The organism is Variovorax sp. CF313 (assembly GCF_000282635.1).
GTDB lineage: Bacteria > Pseudomonadota > Gammaproteobacteria > Burkholderiales > Burkholderiaceae_C > Variovorax.
In genome coordinates, this window is record NZ_AKIW01000073.1 from 20,084 (window position 1) to 44,166 (window position 24,083).

23 protein-coding genes are annotated in these 24,083 nt (G+C 66.5%); 18 read left to right on the forward strand and 5 right to left on the reverse strand.

The window, feature by feature from the left end; translation table 11 throughout:
- Positions 1–28: 28 nt before the first annotated feature.
- Together PMI12_RS17765 and yihA are read right to left on the reverse strand one after the other, a co-directional pair.
- Positions 29–940, reverse strand: coding sequence for an alpha/beta fold hydrolase (locus tag PMI12_RS17765; RefSeq protein WP_007835196.1), 912 nt, complete (start codon positions 938–940; stop codon positions 29–31).
- An 86-nt stretch (positions 941–1,026) separates the two neighbouring features.
- Positions 1,027–1,770 (reverse strand): ribosome biogenesis GTP-binding protein YihA/YsxC, encoded by a 744-nt coding sequence (yihA, locus tag PMI12_RS17770; protein WP_007835198.1) that lies wholly within the window; start codon positions 1,768–1,770, stop codon positions 1,027–1,029.
- A gap of 72 nt (positions 1,771–1,842) precedes the next feature.
- Here yihA and PMI12_RS17775 point away from each other — a divergent pair, with 72 nt between their 5' ends.
- The 5 genes from PMI12_RS17775 (at position 1,843) to PMI12_RS17795 (ending at position 7,947) form a co-directional block, all read left to right on the forward strand.
- Positions 1,843–2,514 carry a c-type cytochrome gene (locus PMI12_RS17775; RefSeq protein WP_007835200.1) on the forward strand — a complete coding sequence of 224 codons (672 nt, stop codon included), beginning with the start codon at positions 1,843–1,845 and terminating at the stop codon, positions 2,512–2,514.
- A gap of 119 nt (positions 2,515–2,633) precedes the next feature.
- The gene (locus tag PMI12_RS17780; protein WP_007835201.1) at positions 2,634–4,814 is read left to right on the forward strand and encodes a cytochrome c biogenesis protein ResB; all 2,181 of its coding nucleotides are present in this window, start codon (positions 2,634–2,636) and stop codon (positions 4,812–4,814) included.
- Positions 4,811–6,127 carry a c-type cytochrome biogenesis protein CcsB gene (gene ccsB / locus PMI12_RS17785; RefSeq protein ID WP_007835203.1) on the forward strand — a complete coding sequence of 439 codons (1,317 nt, stop codon included), beginning with the start codon at positions 4,811–4,813 and terminating at the stop codon, positions 6,125–6,127. The genes PMI12_RS17780 and ccsB overlap by 4 nt, the downstream gene beginning before the upstream one ends.
- 116 nt (positions 6,128–6,243) lie before the next feature.
- Positions 6,244–7,263: a protein-methionine-sulfoxide reductase catalytic subunit MsrP gene (gene msrP / locus PMI12_RS17790; protein ID WP_007835206.1), complete on the forward strand. Its 1,020-nt coding sequence runs from the start codon at positions 6,244–6,246 to the stop codon at positions 7,261–7,263.
- A gap of 27 nt (positions 7,264–7,290) precedes the next feature.
- Entirely contained in the window at positions 7,291–7,947 is a 657-nt protein-coding gene (locus PMI12_RS17795) for a sulfite oxidase heme-binding subunit YedZ (protein ID WP_007835208.1), read from the forward strand.
- Between the two features lie 10 nt (positions 7,948–7,957).
- Here the strand turns inward: PMI12_RS17795 and lysA are convergent, their stop codons facing one another.
- A complete protein-coding gene (gene lysA / locus PMI12_RS17800; RefSeq protein WP_007835210.1) occupies positions 7,958–9,244 on the reverse strand; it encodes a diaminopimelate decarboxylase in 1,287 nt (428 codons plus the stop codon).
- Positions 9,241–9,489 (reverse strand): LPS translocon maturation chaperone LptM, encoded by a 249-nt coding sequence (gene lptM / locus PMI12_RS17805; RefSeq protein ID WP_237726110.1) that lies wholly within the window; start codon positions 9,487–9,489, stop codon positions 9,241–9,243. The genes lysA and lptM overlap by 4 nt, the downstream gene beginning before the upstream one ends.
- A gap of 36 nt (positions 9,490–9,525) precedes the next feature.
- On the opposite strand from lptM, the gene cyaY reads away from it, so the two are divergent.
- On the forward strand, positions 9,526–9,858 hold the full coding sequence (gene cyaY / locus PMI12_RS17810; RefSeq protein ID WP_007835211.1) for an iron donor protein CyaY: 333 nt from the start codon (positions 9,526–9,528) through the stop codon (positions 9,856–9,858).
- Between the two features lie 16 nt (positions 9,859–9,874).
- On the opposite strand, the gene PMI12_RS17815 is transcribed toward cyaY, so the two are convergent.
- Complete coding sequence (locus PMI12_RS17815; RefSeq protein WP_007835212.1) at positions 9,875–12,289, reverse strand: penicillin-binding protein 1A; 2,415 nt, start codon at positions 12,287–12,289, stop codon at positions 9,875–9,877.
- A 240-nt stretch (positions 12,290–12,529) separates the two neighbouring features.
- On the opposite strand from PMI12_RS17815, the gene PMI12_RS17820 reads away from it, so the two are divergent.
- The 12 genes from PMI12_RS17820 (at position 12,530) to PMI12_RS17875 (ending at position 23,970) form a co-directional block, all read left to right on the forward strand.
- Positions 12,530–13,609 (forward strand): pilus assembly protein PilM, encoded by a 1,080-nt coding sequence (locus PMI12_RS17820; protein WP_007835214.1) that lies wholly within the window; start codon positions 12,530–12,532, stop codon positions 13,607–13,609.
- A complete protein-coding gene (locus PMI12_RS17825; RefSeq protein WP_007835215.1) occupies positions 13,606–14,226 on the forward strand; it encodes a PilN domain-containing protein in 621 nt (206 codons plus the stop codon). Before PMI12_RS17820 ends, PMI12_RS17825 begins: the two co-directional genes overlap by 4 nt.
- 6 nt (positions 14,227–14,232) lie before the next feature.
- Positions 14,233–14,910: a type 4a pilus biogenesis protein PilO gene (locus PMI12_RS17830; RefSeq protein WP_007835217.1), complete on the forward strand. Its 678-nt coding sequence runs from the start codon at positions 14,233–14,235 to the stop codon at positions 14,908–14,910.
- Positions 14,907–15,446 carry a pilus assembly protein PilP gene (locus PMI12_RS17835; protein ID WP_007835218.1) on the forward strand — a complete coding sequence of 180 codons (540 nt, stop codon included), beginning with the start codon at positions 14,907–14,909 and terminating at the stop codon, positions 15,444–15,446. Before PMI12_RS17830 ends, PMI12_RS17835 begins: the two co-directional genes overlap by 4 nt.
- Positions 15,443–17,593, forward strand: a complete 2,151-nt coding sequence (gene pilQ, locus PMI12_RS17840) for a type IV pilus secretin PilQ (RefSeq protein WP_007835221.1) — start codon at positions 15,443–15,445, stop codon at positions 17,591–17,593. The genes PMI12_RS17835 and pilQ overlap by 4 nt, the downstream gene beginning before the upstream one ends.
- 23 nt (positions 17,594–17,616) lie before the next feature.
- Entirely contained in the window at positions 17,617–18,165 is a 549-nt protein-coding gene (locus PMI12_RS17845) for a shikimate kinase (protein ID WP_042673659.1), read from the forward strand.
- A 35-nt stretch (positions 18,166–18,200) separates the two neighbouring features.
- The gene (aroB, locus tag PMI12_RS17850) at positions 18,201–19,313 is read left to right on the forward strand and encodes a 3-dehydroquinate synthase (protein ID WP_007835225.1); all 1,113 of its coding nucleotides are present in this window, start codon (positions 18,201–18,203) and stop codon (positions 19,311–19,313) included.
- Positions 19,310–20,440 (forward strand): deoxyguanosinetriphosphate triphosphohydrolase, encoded by a 1,131-nt coding sequence (locus PMI12_RS17855; RefSeq protein WP_007835227.1) that lies wholly within the window; start codon positions 19,310–19,312, stop codon positions 20,438–20,440. Before aroB ends, PMI12_RS17855 begins: the two co-directional genes overlap by 4 nt.
- On the forward strand, positions 20,437–21,684 hold the full coding sequence (locus PMI12_RS17860; RefSeq protein WP_007835229.1) for an MFS transporter: 1,248 nt from the start codon (positions 20,437–20,439) through the stop codon (positions 21,682–21,684). The genes PMI12_RS17855 and PMI12_RS17860 overlap by 4 nt, the downstream gene beginning before the upstream one ends.
- Positions 21,681–22,256, forward strand: a complete 576-nt coding sequence (locus PMI12_RS17865) for a DUF1415 domain-containing protein (protein ID WP_007835231.1) — start codon at positions 21,681–21,683, stop codon at positions 22,254–22,256. The genes PMI12_RS17860 and PMI12_RS17865 overlap by 4 nt, the downstream gene beginning before the upstream one ends.
- A complete protein-coding gene (locus PMI12_RS17870) occupies positions 22,253–23,140 on the forward strand; it encodes a class I SAM-dependent methyltransferase (RefSeq protein ID WP_007835234.1) in 888 nt (295 codons plus the stop codon). The genes PMI12_RS17865 and PMI12_RS17870 overlap by 4 nt, the downstream gene beginning before the upstream one ends.
- 134 nt (positions 23,141–23,274) lie before the next feature.
- Positions 23,275–23,970 carry a transposase gene (locus tag PMI12_RS17875; protein WP_007835236.1) on the forward strand — a complete coding sequence of 232 codons (696 nt, stop codon included), beginning with the start codon at positions 23,275–23,277 and terminating at the stop codon, positions 23,968–23,970.
- The last annotated feature ends 113 nt before the right edge of the window (positions 23,971–24,083 follow it).

The following is a 24,083-nucleotide window of genomic DNA, read 5'->3' on the forward strand; positions in this document are numbered from 1 at the left end:
CTCGCCTTGGGGCGGCCCGGCGGCGGCATCAGTTCCGCTGCAAGAATCCCTCGATCTCGCGGGCAACCAGTTGCGGCTGCTCATGCACGATCCAATGGGTCGCGTCCGGCACCTTCTTGACCTCGAGCTTCGGCACGTACTCGTCGAGCCCTTCGAGCAGGCCGGGCAGCAGCGCCGCGTCGTCGAGCGCCCAGAACACGAAGGTCGGCACGTCCACCGTGAGCCGTTCGCGCGGCAGCACCGGGATGCCGTCGATGGTGTGGCCGGGCAGCGGCGGCTTCATCGGCGTCACGCGGTAGAGGTTGCAGGCGCCGGTGAGGCCTGCGCCCCAGACTTGGCGGTACTTCTGCTTCACTTCCTCGGTGAGCCAGCCGAAGCCGTCCGGGCCGGCCTTCATCAGCGTGAAGAAGGGCCACATGCGCTTGAAGTCGTCGGCGGCGAGCAGCGCCTCGGCGTCGGGGCGCGCGAGGAAGTTCATGTAGGCGCTGGCTTGCTGCTGCGCCGGGTTGTTGCGCAGTTCGCGCGTGAAGGTGCCCGGGTGCGGCGAATTGATGATGACCAGCTTGCGGATCTGCTGCGGGAACGCGTTGGCATAGCCCCAGGCAAAGGCGCCGCCCCAATCGTGGGCCACCAGCGCGGCCATGGTGCCGTCGGTGCTCTCGGTCGCCACGAGCTGCTGGATGTCCTGGATCAGCAGGTGAGCCTTGTAGGCCGCCACGTCGGTCGGCGCGCTCGACTTCTCGAAGCCGCGCAGGTTGGGTGCCACACAGCGGTAGCCGCCGTGGGCCGGGTCCGAGAAGTACGTCAGCAGTTCGTCCCAGATGAACGCGGCTTCGGGGAAGCCGTGGAGGAACACCATCAGCGGCCGGCCCGGCTGGCCGGCGGCGCGGCAACTCAGGGTGGTGCCATTGGGCAGGCTGCGTTGGAAGGTCTCGATCATGCTTCTTGTCTCCTTGGGTTGACTGTCGCTATTCTTTTGATAGTGAACTACGCACGCTGGACGGCCGATGCAGCCTGTTCTGTGGTTCAGGTCTCTGCTGGCGGCTCCGGTGGTTCGGTGGGGGCTGCTGCAGTCTCTTCCGGGTGCACCCAGCGCCACAGCAGCTCGGCTGCTTCACCGACGCCCTGCTTTTTCAGCGCCGAGAACAGTTTCACCTCGCCGCCGCCGGCGTTCAGTCGCGTAATCGACAGCACCTTGGCGGCTTCGCTGCGCGTGAGCTTGTCGGACTTGGTCAGCAGCACGAGGAACTTGAGGCCCTGCTGCACGCGCGGGCGGATCACGTCGAGCAGGATCTCGTCGAGTTCGGTCAGGCCGTGGCGCGGGTCGCACATGAGCACCACGCCGCGCAGGCTCTCGCGCGTCATCAGGTAGTTGCCCATCACGCGCTGCCAGCGCAGCTTGGCCTCCTTGGGTACGGCCGCGTAGCCGTAGCCGGGCAGGTCGGCCAGCACCGCATCGTCGACCTTCTGCTTGCCGATGCCGAACAGGTTGATGTGCTGCGTGCGGCCGGGCGTCTTGGAGGCGAAGGCCAGCCGCGTCTGCTGCGTGAGGGTGTTGATGGCAGTCGATTTGCCCGCATTGGAGCGGCCGACGAAGGCGATCTCGGGCAGGTCGACGGGGGGCAGGTGCTCAAGCTGGGGGGCGCTGGTCAGGAAGTGGGCGGTGTGCAACCAGCCCAGTGCCACGCGTTCGCGTTCGGCGACCTGGGGGTCCGCGGCGGGAGCCGCGCGGGGAGGGTAGGCAGCGGGCTTGGCGCGCGGGGAGGGCATCTACGGACTTTCGAAACAAGGCCCACATTGTAGAATCGTGAGGTTTTGCGCCATAAATTCGAAGCCCCCGATATGAAGTTGTTTGCCAATATTCTGCTTGCAGCCCTCGTGGGCATCGCATCCAGCGCGAGTTTTGCAGCCGATGAACACGCGGCTGCTCCGAGTGCGGCGGCCCCGGCGCCTGCCAAACCCGACCCCGCCAAGGGGGACGCGGTATTCAACGCGACGCCGGCCAACAGCCAGAGCTGTGCTTCGTGCCACAACGCGGACGGCAACTCCGCCATCGCGGCCAACCCGAAGCTGGCGCAGCAACATCCCGAATACATCCTCAAGCAGCTGCAGGACTTCAAGTCCGGCAAGCGCAAGAGCGCGATCATGAAGCCGCTGGCTTCGGCTCTGTCCGAAGAGGACATGCGCAACATCGCCTGGTTCGTCGGCTCGAAGAAGGTCAAGCCGGGCTTCTCGAAGGACAAGGACACGATTGCCCTGGGCGAGAAGATCTACCGCGGCGGCATCGGCGAGCGCCAGGTCCCGGCCTGCGCCGGCTGCCACAGCCCGAACGGCGCCGGCATCCCCGCCCAGTACCCGCGCCTGGGCGGCCAGAACGCCGACTACACCGTGGCCCAGCTCACGGCCTTCCGCGACAACGTGCGCCTGAACAGCGTTCCCATGACCGGCGTCGCCGCCAAGCTCAACGACAGGGAAATCAAGGCCGTCGCCGACTACATTGCCGGTTTGCGTTGATGATGGCGCTCCCTGGAGCGTGAACCAGCCGCCGAAAACAACCCCAAACAAAAGGCGGGCCGATCCAGCAGGATGGCCCGCCTTTTTGCTTTTTTCCTCTCTTTCCTTACTGTCGTCCGATGTCCGTCTCCACCCATGGCCTTCGCGTTCATCGCGGCCCGCAGATGCTTCGCGCTGCGGTGGAGCTGTTTTCGTCGATGCGCTTCGCGATCGCGCTGCTCACCATCATCTGCATCGCGTCGATCATCGGCACCGTGCTCAAGCAGCATGAGCCGATCAACAACTACATCAACCAGTTCGGGCCGTTCTGGGCCGAACTGTTCCGCGCGGCCAGGCTCGACTCGATCTACAGCGCCTGGTGGTTCCTGCTGATCCTGCTGTTCCTCGTGATCAGCACCACGCTGTGCATTGCGCGCAACACGCCGCGCATCATGGTCGACCTCAAGACCTTCAAGGAAGACATCCGCGCGCAGAGCCTCAAGGCCTTCGGCCAGCGCGCCGAGAACCGGCTCGGCGAAACGCCCGAAGCGGCGGCCAACCGCATCGGCCAGTTGCTGGTGAGCGGTGGCTGGAAGGTCAAGCTGCAACGGCGCGACGCCACCAGCGGCAGCCGGCCGACTGCCGCCGGCTGGATGGTCGCCGCGCGCGCCGGCGGTGCCCACAAGCTGGGCTACATCGCGGCGCACAGCGCCATCGTGCTGGTGTGCATCGGCGGCCTGCTCGACGGCGACCTGGTGGTGCGCGCGCAGACCTGGTTCAACGGCAAGAGCGTGTTCACCGGCGGCGGCATGATCGCCGACGTGGCGCCGGAGCACCGCCTGTCGGCCGCCAACCCGACCTTCCGCGGCAACATCCTCGTGCCTGAAGGCGGGCAGGGCAGCGTGGCCATCCTGAACCAGTCTGACGGCGTGCTGCTGCAGGAGCTGCCGTTCTCCATCGAGTTGAAGAAGTTCATCGTCGACTACTACTCGACCGGCATGCCCAAGCTGTTCGCGAGCGAGGTGGTGCTGCACGACCGCGAGACCGGCGCGCAGGTGCCGGCGCGCATCGAGGTCAACCATCCGGCCAGCTACAAGGGCGTGGAGATCTACCAGTCGAGCTTCGACGACGGCGGCTCCAGGGTGAAGCTCAAGGCGGTACCGATGGCGGCCGCGGCCAAGCCCTTCGAGGTGGAGGGCATCATCGGCGGCCCGAACACCGAGATCACCAACGGCCGCGACAAGCTCACGCTCGAGTTCGCCGCGCTGCGCGTGATCAACGTCGAGAACTTTGCCGATGGCGGCGCCATGGGCAGCGGCGCCGACGTGCGCAAGGTCGACCTGCGCCACGACATCGAGTCGCGCCTGGGCGCCGCCAACAAGACCAACAAGCCGAAGGTGCTGCGCAACATCGGCCCGAGCATCGGCTACAAGCTGCGCGACGCCGCCGGCCAGGCGCGCGAGTACCAGAACTACATGGTGCCGGTCGACACCGGCGACGGCCAGCCGGTGTTCCTGCTGGGGATGCGCGAGAAGCCCGAGGATCCGTTCCGCTACTTGCGCGTGCCCGCCGACGAGCAGGGCTCGATGGACGGCTTCGTGCGCATGCGCGCCGCGCTCGGCGATGCCGACACCCGCGCCCGTGCCATTGAGCGCTACATCGCGAAGGCCACCGACCCCAAGCGCCCGGAGATGGCCGAGCAACTGCGCGTATCGGCCACACGCGCGCTGGCGCTGTTCGCGGGCACCGAGCGCGCCAAGGCCGACGCCACCACGGCGGGGGGCTGGCAGGCGATTGCCGAGTTCATGGAAGTCAACGTGCCCGAGGCCGAGCGCGAGCGCGCCGGCGGCGTGCTGGTGCGCATCCTCAACGACGTGCTGTTCGAGGTGCTCAACCTGGGCCGCGAAGGCGCCGGCCTTGCCGCGCTGCCGAACGACCAGAAATCGCAGGCCTACCTGACGCAGGCGGTGCTGGCCATCAGCGACGCACATTTCTACCCGGCCCCGGTTGCGATGATGATGACCGACTTCACCCAGGTGCAGGCCAGCGTGTTCCAGGTGGCGCGTGCCCCTGGCAAGAACGTCGTCTATCTGGGCTGCCTGTTGCTGATCGTCGGGATTTTTGCCATGCTGTATGTGCGCGAGCGCCGCCTCTGGGTGTGGCTGACGCCCGACGGCACGGCTGCCGAAGGCGAGACATCCGGGACAGCGGCCACGATGGCGTTCTCGGTCAATCGCAAGACCATCGACAGCGACCGCGAATTCGAGCACCTCAAGCACAAGCTGCTCGCCCTGAGCAAGACAGAAGCACAGACACGATGAACACCACGACCCTCACGCTCAATGAAAGCTGGCTTTCGCGCCGCAACCCGTTCGACTGGGTGTTCGCGGTGCTGGTCCTGGCCGGTGGGCTGTTTGCGTTCACGCGGTACGCGGGGTCGATGGACTACTACGAGAAGCCGATCCTGGCCGCTGCCGTGATCGCGATGATCGCCATCGGCTGGTTCTGGCGGCCGCTGCGGTTGCTGGCCATCATCGTGGCTGCGGCGTCGCTGCTGGCCATCAGTTCGTACCAGGGCGAGCTGGCGCGCGCCGACACGGTGTTCTGGCTCAAGTATTTCCTGTCGAGCCAGTCGGCCATCCTCTGGATGAGCGTGCTGTTCTTCATGAGCACGCTGTTCTACTGGCTCGGCTTTTTCGGCGGCAAGCAGTCGGACACCTTCGACATGATTGGCTCGCGGCTGGCCTGGGCGGCCGTGACGATGGCGCTGATCGGCACCATGGTGCGCTGGTACGAAAGCCACCAGCTCGGACCGGACATCGGCCACATCCCGGTCAGCAACCTGTACGAAGTGTTCGTGCTGTTCTGCTGGCTCACGGCCGCGTTCTATCTCTACTTCGAAGAGCGCTACAAGACGCGCGCGCTCGGCGCCTTCGTGATGCTGGTGGTCAGCGCGGCGGTCGGCTTCCTGCTCTGGTACACGATCGTGCGCGAGGCGCACGAAATCCAGCCGCTGGTGCCAGCCCTGCAGAGCTGGTGGATGAAGCTGCACGTGCCCGCCAACTTCATCGGCTATGGCACCTTCTCGCTCGCGGCCATGGTGGCCTTCGCCTACCTCATCAAGGAGCAGGCCGACGAAAAGCGCTGGTACAAGCTCACGCCGATCTGGCTGCTGGGCGTGGCGCTGTGCTTCGTGCCGGTGGCGTTCCGCCAGCGCGTGCAGGAAGCCGGCGGCAGCTACTGGGTGGTCTATGCGGGTATTTCCGCGCTGATCGCGGCCGGCATCCTCCTGGGACGCAAGCGCATCGCGGCGCGGCTGCCGGCCAACGAAGTGCTCGACGACGTCATGTACAAGTCGATCACCGTCGGCTTCGCCTTCTTCACCATCGCTACTGTGCTCGGCGCCCTGTGGGCCGCCGACGCCTGGGGCGGCTACTGGAGCTGGGACCCGAAGGAAACCTGGGCGCTGATCGTCTGGCTCAACTACGCGGCCTGGCTGCACATGCGGCTGGTAAAGGGCCTGCGCGGCACCGTGGCGGCGTGGTGGGCGCTGGGTGGACTGGCGGTCACCACCTTCGCCTTCCTCGGCGTGAACATGTTCCTGAGCGGGCTGCACAGCTACGGCACCCTGTAGGCACGGGCCTGCGGTCTTTCGCGAAGAATTGAAACCGCGCGCCGCTGCGGCGCGTAACCAAATCGGGACTGCTCACGAACTACCCTGAGCACAACGATTCACGCGAAAGGCCTGCCATGTCGTTCCAATCCCGACCGATCCGTCGCAGCAACAGCGACAACGGCTTCATCCACCCGCTGTCGAGCGAGATCACGCCGCGTGCCGCCTACGAAGGCCGGCGCGACCTGCTCAAGCTCATGGCGGGCGGCGCGGCGGGTGCGGCGCTGGCCGGCTTCGCCTCGCGCGAAGCCTGGGCCCAGGCCGAGCGGCCCAACAAGCTCGCGCCGCTGCCAGGTGGCAAGTCGGCCGTGCCGGGGGCCATGTCGATGGACAAGCTCACAGACTACAAAGACGTCTCGAGCTACAACAACTTCTACGAGTTCGGCACCGACAAGGCCGACCCGGCCAAGAACGCCGGCACGCTGAAGACGCGGCCGTGGACCGTGGAGGTCGAAGGCCTGGTCAAGAAGCCGGGCAAGTTCGGCATCGAAGACCTGCTCAAGCTCAGCGCTCAGGAAGAGCGCATCTACCGCCTGCGCTGTGTCGAAGGCTGGTCGATGGTCATCCCGTGGGTCGGCTATTCGCTGGCCGAACTGATCAAGAACGTCGAGCCGCAGGGCAACGCCAAATACGTCGAGTTCGTGACGCTGGCCGACCCGAAGACCATGCCTTTTGTCGGCTCGCGCGTGCTCGACTGGCCCTACACCGAAGGCCTGCGCATGGACGAGGCGATGCACCCGCTCACGCTGCTGGCTTTCGGCATGTACGGCGAGGTGTTGCCCAACCAGAACGGCGCGCCGGTACGGCTCGTGGTGCCGTGGAAGTACGGCTTCAAGTCGGCCAAGTCGATCGTCAAGATCCGCTTCGTCGAGAAGGAGCCGAGCACCGCGTGGAACAAGGCGGCGGCTAACGAGTACGGCTTCTACTCGAACGTGAACCCGAACGTCGACCATCCGCGCTGGAGCCAGGCGACCGAGCGCCGCATCGGCGACGGCGGCGGCTTGTTCGCCAAGCGGCGCAAGACCGAAATGTTCAACGGCTACGAAGCCCAGGTCGGCCAGCTGTATGCGGGCATGGACCTGAAGAAGAACTACTGATCGCGCCCCGGCAACCGGCGCCCGACCATGAACAAGCTGCTCATGCATCCGGCGACCAAGCCGGTCATCTTCCTGCTGTGCCTGCTGCCGTTCGCGCGGCTGGCCTACGGCGCCTTCACGGACGGGCTCGGTGCCAACCCGGCCGAGTTCCTGATCCGCGCCACCGGCGACTGGACGCTGCGCTTCATCTGCATCGTGCTGGCGGTGACGCCGCTGCGCGTGATGACCAAGTGGAATGCACTCGCACGCCTGCGCCGCATGCTGGGCCTGTTCGCGTACTTCTACGTGGTGCTGCACCTGCTGTGCTACAGCTGGTTCGACATGGGATTCGAGTGGGGCGACATCGCCAAGGACATCGCGAAGCGGCCGTTCATTTTGGTGGGCTTCTCTGCCTTCGTGCTGCTGACGCCGCTGGCGGCCACCTCTTTCAACCGCGCCATCAAGGCAATGGGCGCGAAGCGCTGGCAGATGCTGCACAAGCTGGTCTACGTGATCTCGGGGCTCGGGCTGCTGCACTTCTTCTGGATGCGCGCGGGCAAGAACAACTTCGCGGAAGTGTTCGTCTATGCCGCGATCATTGCCGCGCTGCTCGCGTGGCGGGTGTGGAATTTCGCGAGCAAGCGCAAGGCGAAGCCGCCCGTGGTAGCGGTGCGCGGCAGCGAGAAGCCGCTGCGCACCGGCTGAGCACCGGCAATCAGCCGTCGATCTCGGCGCGCAGCTGGTCTTCCATCGTCTCGCGGCGGCGGATCAGCTTGGCGGTGGCGCCGCTCACCAGCACTTCGGCGGCACGGCCGCGCGTGTTGTAGTTGCTGGCCATGCTCATGCAGTACGCGCCGGCCGACAGCACGGCCAACAGGTCGCCGGCCACCACGTTGAGCGCGCGGTCGCGGCCGATCCAGTCCCCGCTTTCGCAAACCGGGCCGACCACGTCGTAGGTCGGTGCATCGCCGGCGCGGCTGCGCAGCGGCACGATGCGCTGGAAGGCCTGGTACATCGCGGGGCGCGGCAGGTCGTTCATGGCCGCGTCGACGATGCAGAAGTTCTTGTCTTCACCGGGCTTGGTGTAGAGCACCTCGGTCACGCAGACGCCGGCATTGCCGACCAGCGAGCGGCCGGGTTCGATCACCAGCTTGCGCTGGCCGAAGTTGCGTGCGTCGAGCTTGGCGAGCAGCTGCCGCCAGAGCGCATCGGCCTTGGGCGGCACTTCGCCGTTGTAGTCGATGCCCAGGCCGCCGCCGAAGTCCAGGTGATGGATCGGCACGCCGGCTGCCTCGATCGCCTCGACCAGGTCCAGCACGCGATCGCAGGCGTCCAGGTAGGGCGAGGCTTCGGTGATCTGCGAGCCGATGTGGCAGTCGATGCCCACCACCTCCAGGCCCGGCAGCCGCGCGGCGTGCCGGTACGCCTCGACCGCGCGGTCGTGCGCGATGCCGAACTTGTTGCCCTTGAGGCCGGTGGAGATATAGGGGTGCGTCTTGGGATCGACGTTCGGATTGATGCGGATGCTGATGGGCGCGCGCTTGCCCTCGGCCAGCGCCACCTCGTTGAGCACGTCGAGCTCGGCTTCGCTCTCGACGTTGAAGCAGGCGATGCCGGCGGCAAGGGCCTCGCGCATTTCCGCGCGGGTCTTGCCGACGCCCGAGAAGATGATCTTCTTCGGATCGGCGCCCACGGCCAGCACGCGTGCCAGCTCGCCGCCCGAGACGATGTCGAAGCCGCAGCCGGCCTGCGCGAACACGCGCAGCACGCCGAGAGACGAGTTGGCCTTCATCGCATAGCAGATGAGGGCGTCGCGGCCCTCGAAGCCGCGCTGGTAGGCCGCGAGGGCATCCAGCATCCATTGCTTCGAGTAGACGAAAAGAGGGGTGCCGTGCTCGCGCGCCAGCGCTTCGAGCGCGACGCCTTCGACGTGCAGCGCGCCGTCGCGTTGCGCAATGTGCGGCTGGCCGGGCAGGGCGATGGAGTTGATGCCGGCACTCATTTGCGCGGTTCCGTGCTGTTGCTGGCCGGTGCGCTGGCGGCAGCGGCCGGTGCGGGCGCTGCCTCGCTGGAGCTGGACGAAGAGGGCCGCAGGCTCTCGGGCGTCATGAGCTGCGGCAGCGTGGCTCGTCCGGCGGCGGCAGGATCGGTCGGCAGGTACAGCGCACCGCGCTGTCCGCAGGCAACCAGGGCGGTGGTGCCTGCAGCGAGGCAGACCATGAGCGCAGCGCGGGCGCGGGTGCTCACTAGAATTTGGCGAACGTTCAACATAGCGAAATTGTAATGACCGACACCGAGTACATGGACCGCGCCGAAGCCGCGCTCGCCGCCATTGAGCAGGGATGCGACCGCATCAACGATGCGACCGACGCCGACGTCGACAACCAGAGGGTGGGCGGGATGATCACGATTTCATTCCGCAACGGCAGCCAGTTGATCGTGAACCTGCAGAAGCCCCTGCAGGAAATCTGGCTTGCCGCGCGTTCCGGCGGCTACCACTACCGCCACGACGGCCAGGCGTGGGTCGATACCAAGACCGGGGAAGAATTCTTCGGCAACCTGTCGCGTGAAGCGACCCTGCAGGCAGGCCAGCCGCTGACGTTCGCGGCCGCCTGACTCTTCTTCTTCGTCGTCAGTTGCGGAACAGGTCGAGGATGCGGTTGCGCTCCTCGGGCGGGGCCGGCGGGCTCACCGGGGCGCCGGTCAGGGCTTCCACCGGCGCCGCAGTCGCGGATTCCACGCCCAGGCTTGCCACGCCGCGTCCCGGCGCGTAGTCGTCGTAGTACCACTCGCCGCCCACGTTCACGATGCCGGAAGGCGGTGCGGTGGCGATGTCGGTCACGGGGATGCCCTTGATGGCGGTCTCCATGTAGGCGATCCAGATCGGCAGGCTCAGGCCACCGCCGGTTTCGCGGTCGCCCAGGTTGCGCGGCGTGTCGTAGCCGATCCACGAAATGGCCGTCATGGTGGGCTGGAAGCCCGCGAACCACGCGTCGAGCGAGTCGTTGGTGGTGCCGGTCTTGCCGTACAGGTCGGGGCGCTTGAGCGTCGCCTGTGCCTTGGCGGCGGTGCCGGCACGGGCCACCGACTGCAGCAGCGTGTCCATGATGAAGGCATTGCGCTGGGGAATCGCGCGGTTCGCCTCGTTGAGCACCGAGGGTTGCTTGTCGACCAGCACCTTGTCCTTGTGGTCGGTGATGCGGGTCACGAGGTACGGATTGACACGGTAGCCGCCGTTGGCGAACACCGAGTAGCCCACCGCCATCTGCATCGGCGTGACCGAGCCGGCACCCAGCGCCATCGGCAGGTAGGCCGGGTGCTTTTCCTTGTCGAAGCCGAAGTTGGTGATCCACTCCTGCGCGTAGCGCGTGCCGATGGACTGCAGGATGCGGATCGACACGAGGTTCTTCGACTTCATCAGCGCGGTGCGCATCGACATCGGGCCGTCGTAGCCGCCGCCGTAGTTCTTGGGCTCCCACGGCTGGCCGCCGGTGGTGCCGGCGTCGAAGAAGAGCGGGCCGTCGTTGATGACCGTGGCGGGGGTGAAGCCCTTCTCGAGCGCCGCCGAATAGATGAACGGCTTGAAGCTCGAACCCGGCTGGCGCCAGGCCTGCGTGACGTGGTTGAACTTGTTCTTGCCGAAATCGAAGCCGCCGACCAGTGCCTTGATGGCGCCGTCGCGCGGGTCCATGGCGACGAACGCGCCTTCCACTTCGGGCAACTGCGTGATCTCCCAGGTGTTCTTGGGCGTCTTCACCACGCGGATGACCGCGCCGCGGCGGATCTTGATGTTGGGCGGGGCCTTGTCGGAGAGGCCGGACTGCGCGGGCTTGAGGCCCTCGCCGGTGATCTGCACGGGGTCGCCGTTGCCGCGCACGGCATCGATCTGCTTGGGCGTGGCCTTGAGGACGACCGCGGCCATCACGTCGCCGTTGTCGGGGTGGTCGTTGAGCGCATCGTCCACGGCCTCGTCGAGGTCCTTGGCGTCGTTGGGCAGGTCGACGAACTTCTCGGGGCCGCGATAGATCTGGCGACGCTCGTAGTCCATGATGCCCTTGCGCAGCGCCTTATAGGCCGCGGCCTGGTCGGCTGCCACCAGTGAGGTGTAGACCTTGAGGCCGCGCGTATAGGTGCTGTCGCCGTACTGCGCGTACATCAGCTGGCGCACCGTTTCGGCCACGTATTCGGCATGCAGGCGGTTCGGGTCGGCGGCGTCGCGCAGGTGGAGTTCCTCCTTCTTGGCTTCGGCGGCCTGCTCGGCGGTGATGAAGCCGGCTTCCTGCATGCGGTCGATCACGTAGAACTGGCGGCCGCGCGCGCGTTGCGGGTTGTTGACCGGGTTGTTCGCGCCCGGCGCCTTCGGCAGTCCGGCCAGCATGGCAGCCTGGGCAATCGTGAGGTCCTGCAGCGGCTTGCCGAAATACGCTTCGGAAGCGGCGGCAAAGCCGTAGGCGCGGTTGCCGAGGTAGATCTGGTTCAGGTAGATCTCGAAGATCTGGTCCTTGGTGAGCAGGTGCTCCAGCTTGAAGGTCAGCAGCACCTCATAGATCTTGCGGGTGAGCGTCTTCTCGGAGCTCAGGTAGACATTGCGCGCCACCTGCATCGTGATGGTCGATGCGCCCTGGCTCTTCACGCGGTTCATGTTCGCCAGGCCCGCGCGCACCATGCCCTTGTAGTCGACCCCGCCGTGGTCGTAAAAGCGCGAGTCTTCGGCCGCGAGCACGGCGTCTTTCACGACCTTCGGAATGGCCGAGATCGGGGTGAGGTTGCGGCGCTCCTCGCCGAACTCGCCGATCAGGGTGCCTTCGGCCGAGAAAACCCGCAGCGGCAGCTTGGGCCGGTAGTCGGAGAGCTCACTGATGTCGGGCAGGTTCGGGTATGCGACCGCCAGGGCCACCGCCACCACGCACAGCACCGCGAGCACGCCGGCAGCGGCAATGCCGAACCCCCAGAAGAAAAAGCGCAACAGCCATTTCAGCCAGGTCGGGCGCTGGGACTTGGGGGAGGGGGTCTTGGCTGGCCCTTTGGGGCTTGAGGTTTCTTGCATGGAGGGCCGGAGAGTCACCCGACATTATAAAAAGCCGCTCTCTTTGCACGATCCGATCTTTTGTTGCTGCTGCATCGCTCTAATTCAAAAGTTACAAAATGCAGATTTGACGTCAGGTTTTGACAACGCTTGAGGGTTTTGCCCCCCGCGGTTGCTTGGTTGCCGCCACGCCTGCTGCTAGCATGCAACCGAACGCATTTTTTTCTATTGGTTACAAATACAGGGGGAGAGGGACCTAACTTGGCTGCTCTTGGATCATTGTTTCGTCGTCAGAACGCTCCCCTGCTGGGGCTGGATGTCAGTTCGTCCAGCGTCAAGCTGGTCGAGCTCGGCCGTGAGGCCAGCGGCAAGCTGGTTCTGGAACGCTGCGCCATCGAACCCCTGGAACGTGGCTGGATCACCGACGGCAACGTCGAGAAGTTCGACGAAGTGGCGGAAGCCGTCCGGCGCGTCGTCCGCAAGAGCGGCACGCGCACCCGCAACGTGGCGCTCGCGCTGCCGCCCTCGGCCGTGATCACGAAGAAGATCATTCTTCCGGGCGGCATGAGCGAGCAGGAACTCGAGATCCAGGTCGAGTCCGAAGCCAACCAGTACATCCCGTTCTCGCTGGACGAAGTCAGCCTCGACTTCTGCGTCACGGGGCCGAGCACCACGTCCGCAGGCGACGTGGAAGTGCTGATCGCCGCGTCCCGCAAGGAAAAGGTGCAGGACCGCGAAGGCCTGGCGGAAGCCGCCGGCCTGAAGGCGATGATCCTCGACGTCGAGTCCTATGCCTCGCGCCTGGCGACCGCCCGCCTGATTGAACAGCTGCCCGGCAAGGGCGTGGACTCGATCGTGGCGCTATTCGAAGTGGGCGCCTTCACCACCAGCATGCAGGTGCTGCGCAACCAGGAAGTGCTGTACGACCGCGATCAGGCGTTCGGCGGTGCCCAGCTGACGCAGCTGATCGTGCGCCAGTACGGTTTTTCCGCCGAGGAAGCCGAAGCCAAGAAGCGCAGCGGAGACCTCCCCGACGACTACGGCTCCGGCGTGCTCAAGCCCTTCGTGGAGGGCATCGCGCAGGAAATCGCGCGTGCGCTTCAGTTCTTCTTCACGAGCACGCCGCACAACCGCGTCGACTACGTGCTGCTGGCTGGCGGCTCGGCGTCGCTGCCGGGCCTGACCAACGCAGTCACGCGGCAGACCTCGTTTGCCTGCTCTCTGCTGAACCCCTTCGACGGCATGGACTTCAGTTCGAACATCCGTGAAAAGAAGGTCCGTCGCGAAGCGCCGTCCTACCTGACCTCTTGCGGGTTGGCCATGCGGAGGTTCCTGCAGTGATCCTCATCAATCTGCTTCCGCACCGCGAAGCTGCACGCAAGCGGCGGCGCGAGGCCTTCTTTGGCACCTTGGGTGCTGCAGCGGTGCTCGGCCTGCTGATCGCCGGCCTGGGCTACCTCTGGTTCGAGGCCCAGATCTCGGCGCAGCAATCGAAGAACGGCTTTCTCCAGGCCGAGATCAAGAAGCTCGAAGTCGAGATCAAGGAGATCTCGACGCTGCAGGAAGAAATCGCAGCGCTGCGCGCGCGCCAGCAGGCCGTCGAGGACCTGCAGGGCGACCGCAACCTGCCCGTGCACCTGCTCAACGAACTGGTTCGGCAGCTGCCCGACGGCGTCTACCTGACCAGCATGAAGCAGGACAACCAGACGGTCACGCTGCAGGGCATGGCGCAGTCGAACGAACGGGTTTCGGAACTGCTGCGCAACCTGGGCAACAACAGTCCCTGGCTGGTCAAGCCGGAGCTGGTCGAGATCACGTCGGCGAACGTGAACCTGACCCCGCGCGACCAGCGCCGCGTTGCGAACTTCACGATGCGCATTGGCCTGAAACGCCCCACCGATGCTCAAAAGGCCGCTGCCGACAAGGCCGTGGCTGCGGCGGCGCAATCCAAGGGGTAACGGAACATGGCAAGCAATCGCCCCTCCCAGAAAATAGATGTCGGCGCTGCATTGCAGCGTTTCGGCGAGCAGTTCCGCGGGCTCAACCCGAACGATCCGTCGATGTGGCCAGCGGTGCCGCGGTACGCGCTTTGCCTGGCGGTCACCGCCCTGGTGCTGGTCGCCCTGTGGTTCGTCTGGCTGACCAACTCGAACGACGAGCTCGAGAGCGAACGTTCCAAGGAAGTCGCGCTGAAGGCCGACTACCAGAAGAAGGTGGCCCAGGCGGCCAACCTCGAACTGCTGAAGAAGCAGCGTGAACAGGTGCAGCAGTACGTGACCCTGCTCGAGAAGCAGCTGCCCAGCAAGGCCGAAATGGACGCCCTGCTGTCGGACATCAACCAGGCAGGCCTCGGTCGCAGCCTTCAGTTCGAGCTGTTCCGTCCGGGGCAGGTGTCGGTCAAGGACTATTACGCCGAGCTTCCGATCGCCGTTCGCGTGACCGGGCGGTACCACGACATGGGCGCCTTTGCCGCCGACGTCGCGGGCCTCTCGCGCATCGTGACGCTGAACAACATCACCGTCACCCCGCAGAAGGACAAGGACGTGCTGACGATGGACGCCACCGCGCGCACCTTCCGCTACCTCGACGAAGACGAGCGGGCTGCGCAGAAGCGCGCCGCCGCACCGAAGGCGAAGAAATGAAGATCGCCGCCAAAGTACTGTGGCTGACACTGGCCGCGCTGGGCTTGAGTGCCTGCGACTCCGGGCAGGACGACCTGCAACGCTGGATGGCCGAGCAGCGCGCCCAGGTGAAGCCCTCGGTGCCGCCCATTTCAGAGCCCAAGAAGTTCACGCCGCAGACCTACACCGAGGCCTCGTCGTTCGAGCCCTTCAACATCCTGAAGCTGACGCAGGCGCTGCGCCGCGAATCGAACCAGCCGAGCACTTCGGAGCTGATAGCGCCCGAACTGGCACGCCGCAAGGAGGCGCTCGAAGCCTTCCCGCTCGACTCGATGGCAATGGTCGGCAGCATGAACCGCAACGGCCAGCCAGTGGCGCTGGTCCGTGTCGACAAGCTGCTCTACAAGGTTCGCGTCGGCGAATACCTGGGACTCAACTACGGGCGCATCACCCGTATCAACGAAACCGAAGTCGCCTTGCGTGAGATCGTGCAAGACGCCGCCGGTGAATGGATCGAACGCGTCGCGACGCTGCAGCTGCAAGAGAGTGCGAAATGAACCAAAAGAAATCAACGATGGCACAGTGGCTGCGCGCTGCCGGCCTGGGTCTGCTGGCCTTCGGTGCATTGGCCGTGGCCCATGCGCAAAACGCCATCCAGGCCGTGACCAGCTCGACTCAGTCCGGCGCGGAAGTGATCCGCATCGATCTGGCGCAACCGCTCACGGCGGTGCCTGCCGGGTTCGCCGTCCAGGCGCCGGCCCGCATTGCGCTCGATTTTCCGGGCGTCACGAATGCCATCGGCCGTTCCGCGATCGAAGTGAACCAGGGCAACCTGCGTTCGGTGAACGTCGTCCAGGCCGGTGAACGCAGCCGCGTGGTGCTGAACCTGAAGCAGGCCACCGCGTACAAGGCCGAGATCCAGGGCAATTCGCTGCTGGTCATTCTCGAGCCGGTGGCCGGCTCGGCGCTCGTCGCGTCTGCCGGCACGACCTTCGCGGAAAACCGCAACCGGGACATGCTGCCGCTGCGGGACGTCGATTTCCGCCTTGGCGCCGACAGCACCGGCCGGGTCATCGTCGATCTTCCGAACAACCAGGTCGGCGTCGACGTCAAGCAGCAAGGCAAGAACCTCGTCGTGGAGTTCACCAAGTCGACGCTGCCCGAGGGCCTGCGCCGCCGCCTCGACGTGGCCGACTTCGGAACGCCGGTCCAGCTGATCACTTCGCAGCAGTCGGGCGACCGCGTGCGCATGACGATCGAGGCCAAGGGCGACTGGGAGCACAGTGCCTACCAGAGCGAGAACCAGTTTGTTGTCGAGGTCCGCGCCCGCAAGGTCGATCCGACCAAGCTGACGCAAGGCGTGGGCTACAACGGCGAAAAGCTGTCGCTCAACTTCCAGAACATCGAAATCCGTTCGCTGCTGCAGGTGATTGCCGACTTCACGAACTTCAACATCGTGACCTCGGATTCGGTGAACGGCGCGCTGACGCTGCGGCTGAAGGACGTGCCCTGGGATCAGGCCCTCGACATCATCATGCAGGCGAAGAACCTGGGCATGCGCAAGAACGGCAGCGTGCTGTGGATCGCGCCCAAGGATGAAATCAACGCCAAGGAAAAGCTCGAATTCGAGGCCAAGGCCGCGATCGAGAACCTGGAGCCGCTGCGTACCCAGTCGTTCCAGCTCAACTACACCAAGGCGATCGCGATTGCGCAGGGGCTGACCGGCACGGGTGCCTCGTCCGGCGGCGGTGGCGGTGGCGGTACGACGACTCGCATCCTGAGCCCTCGCGGCAGCGTCATCGCCGAGTCGCGTACCAACCAGCTCTTCGTGTCGGACGTTCCGTCGCGCCTGGCCCAGATCACCGATCTGATCCAGAAGCTGGACATCCCGGTTCGCCAGGTGTTGATCGAGGCTCGCATCGTCGAAGCGTCCGATACCTTCGGCAAGTCGCTCGGCGTGCGGCTGGGCGGCGGCATCGCTGGCGAGCGCTTCGCATCGTCCGCCGGCAACCGCGCATTCGCCAATCTCGGCGCGATGCCCGTCGTAACGGCGGGCACCAATGGCGGAGCCAGCACGGCCACCTCCACGTTCACCAACTCCAACTTCATCAACCTCCCGGCGGGCGATGCGGGCGGCACGGGCAACGCGGCAGGCACCTTCGCGATCTCGCTGTTCAACTCGAGCTTCTCGCGCATGCTGAACCTCGAAATCTCGGCGCTCGAAGCCGACGGCAAGGGCAAGCTGGTGTCCAGCCCCCGCGTCATCACGGCCGACCAGACCAAGGCGCTGATCGAGCAGGGCGAGGAAATTCCGTACCAGCAGGCCACGTCCAGCGGCGCCACCTCGATCTCGTTCCGCAAGGCGGTGCTGAAGCTGGAAGTCACGCCGCAGATCACGCCGGAAGGCAACATCATCCTGACGCTGGACGTGAGCAAGGACGCCCGGGGCGTGAACACGTCGGCGGGTCCGGCCATCAATACCAAGCACGTGCAGACCGAAGTGCTGGTCGAGAACGGCGGCACGGTCGTCATCGGTGGTATCTTCGAGCTCACCGAAACCAATGACGAATCGCGCGTGCCGGTGCTGGGTGAAGTGCCCTACCTGGGGGCACTGTTCCGCAAGCGCGAACGCGTTGCCAACAAGACCGAAATGCTCGTCTTTATCACTCCGAAGATGATTACCGACCGCAACGCCGCGCGCTGACGCGCGGGCGTAGCAGCCACCGCGTGGCGGTCGCACTCGTCGGCTTGCCCGGCGCCGGAAAATCCGCAGTGGGCCGGCGCCTGGGGATGCGGCTGGATCTCCCCTTCATCGATACCGATCACGTGATCGAGCAGCGCATCGGCTGCTCGATCCGCGATTACTTCGAGCGCGAAGGCGAGGTGGCTTTCCGGGATCTCGAGCAAACCGTCATTGCCGAGCTGGCGGCCAATGCCCACGGCGTGCTGGCCACCGGCGGCGGTGCGGTGCTGCGGGAGGCCAACCGCAACCAGCTGCGCGATCACTTCCACGTGATCTACCTGCGCTCCTCCCCCGAAGACCTGTTCCGGCGCCTGCGCCACGACGTCAAGCGCCCCCTGCTGCAGGTGGCTGACCCGTTGGGGCGGCTGCGGGAACTGCACGATGCGCGCGACCCGTTCTACCGGGAAACCGCTCACGACGTGGTCGATACCGGCCGTCCCACGATCGCGATGCTGGTGAACATCATCGTGATGCAGCTCGAGCTGGCGGGCATCGTCGAGCCGGGCGCCCATCCGGAAGAGCCCACTGCCTGAACCTGCGCCGGCTGCAGCGCCTAAACTCGCTGCCCATGTCCCTGCCCGTACTTTCCGCCCCGACCGAACGCGTCGACATCCAGCTCGGCGACCGCAGCTACCCGATCCTGATCGGTGCCGGCCTGCTGGACGATCCCCGTAGCTTCGCCGCCACGCCCGCCGCCGCCACGGCCCTGATCGTCAGCAACACCACGGTGGCGCCGCTCTATGCCAAGGCGCTGCAGGGTGCCCTGGCGGGCCGTTTCCGCACGGTCCACCTGCTGGAGCTGCCCGACGGCGAGGTGCACAAGAACCTGCAGACGTTGAACCTGATCTTCGACGACCTGCTGGGTCACGGCAGCGACCGCAAGACCGTGTTGTTCGCCCTGGGCGGCGGCGTGGTGGGCGACATGACGGGCTTTGCCGCCGCCAGCTACATGCGCGGCGTGCCTTTCGTGCAGGTGCCGACCACGCTGCTGGCGCAGGTCGATTCCTCGGTCGGCGGCAAGACGGCCATCAACCACCCGCTCGGCAAGAACATGATTGGCGCGTTCTACCAGCCGCAACTGGTGGTCTGCGACCTGGCCACGCTGCAGACCCTGCCGCCGCGCGAACTCAGTGCCGGACTGGCCGAAGTCATCAAGTACGGCCCGATCCACGACATGGCGTTCTTCGACTGGATCGAAGCCAACATCGACGCCCTCGTCGCGCGGGAGCCGGCCGCGCTGGCCTATGCCGTCAAGCGCAGTTGCGAAATCAAGGCGCTGGTGGTCGGGCAGGACGAGCGCGAAACCGGCCTGCGCGCGATCCTCAATTTCGGCCATACCTTCGGCCACGCGATCGAGTCGGGCCTCGGCTATGGCGAATGGCTGCACGGCGAGGCCGTGGGCTGCGGCATGGTCATGGCGGCACGGCTGTCGCAGCGGCTCGGCGGCGTCGATGCTGCCTTCGTCGAACGGCTCACGCGCCTGATCGAGCGGGCTGGCCTGCCGATCGTGGGTCCTGCGCTGGGCGCGGACCGCTACCTGGAACTGATGCGCGTCGACAAGAAATCGGAGGCCGGCGAGATCCGCTTCGTGGTGATCGACCGGCCCGGCTCCGCCCTGGTCCGCAGCGCACCCGACGCGCTCGTGCGCGAAGTGCTTGCGCAGAGCTGCGCGGCGCAATGAGCCTCGCGGCCTATGCCTGCCTGCCCGCGCGGTCGCGCGGCCGCCGGCATGCCGAGCCGCCCGCGCCCACGCGCGACGCTTTCCAGCGCGACCGCGACCGCATCGTGCATTCCACGGCCTTTCGCCGGCTGGTCTACAAGACGCAGGTGTTCCTGAACCACGAGGGCGACCTGTTCCGCACCCGGCTCACGCACTCGCTGGAAGTCGCGCAGCTCGGCCGTTCGATCGCACGGGCCCTGCGCATCAACGAAGACCTGGTCGAGGCGATCGCCCTGGCGCACGACCTGGGCCACACGCCCTTCGGCCATGCGGGCCAGGACGCGCTCAACGAGTGCATGGCTGCGCACGGCGGCTTCGAGCACAACCTTCAGAGCCTGCGCGTGGTCGATGCGTTGGAGCATCGATATCCGCAGTACGACGGACTGAACCTCAGCTTCGAGACCCGCGAGGGCATCCTCAAGCACTGCTCGCGCGCGAACGCCGAACGCCTGGAGGCGGCCGAACCGCACGGCGTGGCCCGGCGTTTCCTCGACCGCACCCAGCCGGGGCTGGAGGCGCAGCTGTGCAACCTTGCCGACGCCATTGCCTACAACGCCCACGACATCGACGACGGCGTGCGCTCGGGGCTCATCGGCGTCGAGCAGTTGTCCGAGGTCGAGCTGTTCGAGCGCTACCGCCGCGAGGCGCTCGCCGAGCATCCGCAGCTGCAGGGCCGCCGCGTGCTCTACGAGACCATCCGGCGCATGCTGAGCGCGCAGGTCTACGACGTGATCGATGCGACCCGCGCGGCGCTCGAAGCCCTCGCACCGGCCGACGCCGACGCGGTGCGCAAGGCTCCGCCCGTCGTCGCATTCAGCGCCGCCATGCAGGCCCAGTCGGAAGACCTCAAGCGCTTTCTTTTCCGCAACCTCTACCGGCATCCCCAGGTCGCCCAGACCACCGACCAGGCGCGCGACGTGGTGCAGGAGCTGTTCGAGGCCTATCTCGAGCGCAGTGCCGAGATGCCTGCTTCCTATGCCGAGCGCCACGACAGGCACCGTGCCGTGGCCGACTACATCGCCGGCATGACCGATCGTTTCGCCATGCGCGAACACGAGCGGCTCACGGGGCGCCGGGGCATCGCGTGAGTCCATCCGCAGCCCGGCCGCACGTTCCCGCCGCCGCCCTGGCCGTCCTGCTGGGCGGCGTCAGCGCGGCGTTGCACCTGGGCAAGCTGCCGCCCGCCGTGCCGGCGCTGCAGGCATCGCTCGGCATTGGCCTGGTCGAGGCGGGATTCCTGCTGTCGCTGGTGCAGGTCGCGAGCATGACGCTGGGGCTGCTGGTCGGGCTCGCGGCGGACACCATCGGCTTGCGACGCAGCATGCTGACGGGCCTGGCAGTGCTGACGGTCGCCAGCCTGCTGGGCGGCATGGTCGCCGGGGCGCACGCCGTGCAATGGCTGCTCCTGCTGCGTGCCGTCGAAGGCATCGGTTTCCTGCTGACGGTCATGCCGGGGCCGGGGCTGATCCGCGCCCTGACCCCGCCGGGTGCGGACAAGGCGGCGCTGGGCCTCTGGGGTGCCTACATGCCGCTCGGCGTGGCCCTCGCGCTGCTGCTGGGCCCGGCCCTGATCGCCTGGGGTGGATGGGCGGATTGGTGGTGGGCACTGTCGATCGTGTCGGCCGGGGCCGCACTCTGGCTGTGGCTGGCGGTGCCAGCCGACCGGCTTCGCCCCGCCGTGGCGAGCCACGAGGCCGCCGGCGGCTGGTCTGCGCGCCTGCGTGCCACGGTCGGTGCGCGCGCGCCCTGGCTGGTGGCGTTGACCTTCGCCGTGTACTCGTCGCAATGGATGGCGGTGATCGGCTTCCTGCCCGCCATCTATGCCGGCGCGGGTGTACCGGCCGCCTGGAACGCGGTGCTCACCGCGCTCGCAGCCGCCATGAACATCGTCGGCAACATTGCAGGCGGCCGCTGGCTGCAGCGCGGCGTGGCGCCGGAGCGACTGCTGCAGCTCGGTTTCCTGACGATGGCGCTCGGGGGCGTGGCCGCCTTCGCGCAGGCAGGGCAGGGCCCGGACGCCTTGGGCCTGCCGCCCGCGCTGCGCTACGTCGCCGTGTGCGCGTTCTCGCTGGGCGGCGGCATGGTGCCGGCCACGCTGTTCCTGCTGGGTGTGCGGCTGGCACCGGGGCCCTCCACTGTGTCCACGACGGTCGGCCTCATGCAGCAGGCGTCCTCGCTCGGCCAGTTCCTGGCCCCGCCCGCAGTGGCGTGGATGGCTCATCGCGTTGGCGGCTGGCACTGGACCTGGACCGCCACGCTGACTTGCTCGCTGGTCGGCATGGCGATCGCGCGGCGCCTGGGGCGGATTCGCCCTGCGGCGGAGATGGCATGACCCACCCGGCGACAATCGCATCTGCCCAGGCCGAAGCCGACACGCGGCGCTGGCTCGAACGCGCGGTGATCGGCCTCAACCTGTGCCCGTTCGCAAAGGCCGTGCACGTGAAGGCACAGGTCCACTACGCCGTGTACGGGCCGGCCGAGGAGACCGGCCTGATGGACGAGCTTCTTGCCGAAGCAAAAGACCTTGCCGCACTCGACGCCGCCGTGCGCGACACCACCCTGCTGATTGCACCGAACACCTTGGCCGACTTCCTGGACTTCAACGACTTCACGGCGCGTGCCGAACGCCGGCTTGCGCGCGCCGGTTTCGACGGGGTGTTCCAGCTGGCGAGCTTTCATCCGCGCTTCCAGTTCGCCGGCACCGATGCCGACGATATCGGCAATGCCACCAACCGCGCGCCGTACCCCACGCTGCACCTGTTGCGCGAAGACAGCGTGAGCCGCGCGGTCGAGGCGTTCCCCGAGGCCGAGGCCATCTTCGAACGCAACATCGACACGCTCGAAGCACTGGGCTCCGAAGGCTGGGCGGCGCTCGACGTCGGCCCCGGGAGCGCCAAGCCATGAACACGAACAATGCGACAAGAACCGTGAAAACGAACAAGGCCGCCAAGGCCGACGCAGAGCTGGCCGACGCGCTGCGCCCCGGCCAATCCATCGAACTGCTCAAGGAACTGCACATCCTGACCCGCGAGGGCCGGCTCAACCAGGACTCGCGGCGCAAGCTCAAGCAGGTCTACCACCTGTTCCAGTTCATCGAGCAACTGCTGCGCGAGTTGCCGGAAGAGGGCGCGGGCGCGACGCTGGCCGACCATGGCGCAGGCAAGTCGTACCTCGGCTTCATCATCTACGACCTTTTTTTCCGGCCGCGGCAGGGCAGCGGCCACGTCTACGGCATCGAGACGCGCGGCGAACTGGTCGAGCGCTCGCGCGCGCTGGCGCAGCGCCTGGGCTTCGAGCGCATGTCGTTCCTGAACCTCACCGTGGCCGAGTCGGCGCAGGCGAGTGAATTGCCGGCGCAGATCGACGTGGTCACCGCGCTGCATGCCTGCGACACCGCGACAGACGACGCCATCGCCTTCGGCTTGGCCAAGAAGGCGCGCTGCATGGTGCTCGTTCCCTGCTGCCAGGCCGAAGTGGCCGCCTGCCTGCGCGAAACCAAGGCGCTCGCACTGTCGCGCACCCCGCTGGCCGAGCTGTGGCGCCATCCGCTGCACACGCGCGAAATCGGCAGCCAGCTCACCAACGTGCTGCGCTGCCTGTATCTTGAAGCCAACGGCTACAGCGTCACGGTGACCGAGCTGGTCGGCTGGGAGCACAGCATGAAGAACGAGCTGATCCTGGCGCGCTACACCGGGCAGCGCAAGGCAAGCGCGGCCACGCGGCTGCGCGAACTGCTGGCGCAGTTCGGACTCGACGCTCTGGGCGATACGCGCTTCCGCCTGTCCTGAAAAAATTCGGGCCGCGCGGCGTGGAATCGATTCGGGAATACCGCGCAACCGGCTCTGCCGGGCCGCTGGTGTGGCCCCCGGTCGGGGGAGGGCGAAGCGACATGCAGCGCGCGCAGCCTGGGGGCGAGCAATAGATGGCCCGTCTTCCCCGACTCACCCTGGCCGGCATGCCGCACCACGTGATCCAGCGCGGCAACAACCGCCAGCCGATCTTCGTGGACCGCGCGGACCGCGAGAAACTGCTCGCGCTGCTGGCCGAGAACGCTGCGCGTTTCGGCATCGCGCTGCACGCCTACGTGCTCATGGACAACCACTTCCACCTGTTGGCCACGCCCGACAGTCCCACCGGCCTGCCCCAGTTCATGCAGTCGGTGGGGCGCAGCTACGTGCGCTACTTCAACGACCGCCATGGCCGCAGCGGCACGCTGTGGGAGGGCCGCTACCGGTCCACGCTGATCCAGACCGACCGCTACCTGCTGACCTGCATGGCCTACATCGACCTCAACCCGGTGCGCGCGGGCATGGTGGCCGATGCGCGCGACTTTCCCTGGTCCAGCCATGGCCACTACGCCGGACTGCGGCACGACCGCCTGCTGACCCCCCACCCGCTGTATTGGGAGCTCGGCAACACCCCGTTCGCGCGCGAGGCCGCGTATGTCGAACTGGTGCGCGGCGGGGTGCGTGCGGCCGACCAGCGCGCGCTGACCGAGGCGACATTGCGGGGCTGGGCCGCTGGCGACGACGACTTTCTCGACAGCCTGCAGAAGTCCACCGACCGCCGGGTAGTCAAAGCCAAGGCCGGTCGGCCGCCATCGAACACTTCATCCTGAGGTGAAAAAGCAGCGTCGGCTGGCTGACGCATTGGTTCTTTTGCTCCTTTTTTTAATATGTCCCCAATTTAATTCTGACTAGATAACTCAAGATTTAATGGGAATCTGACCCC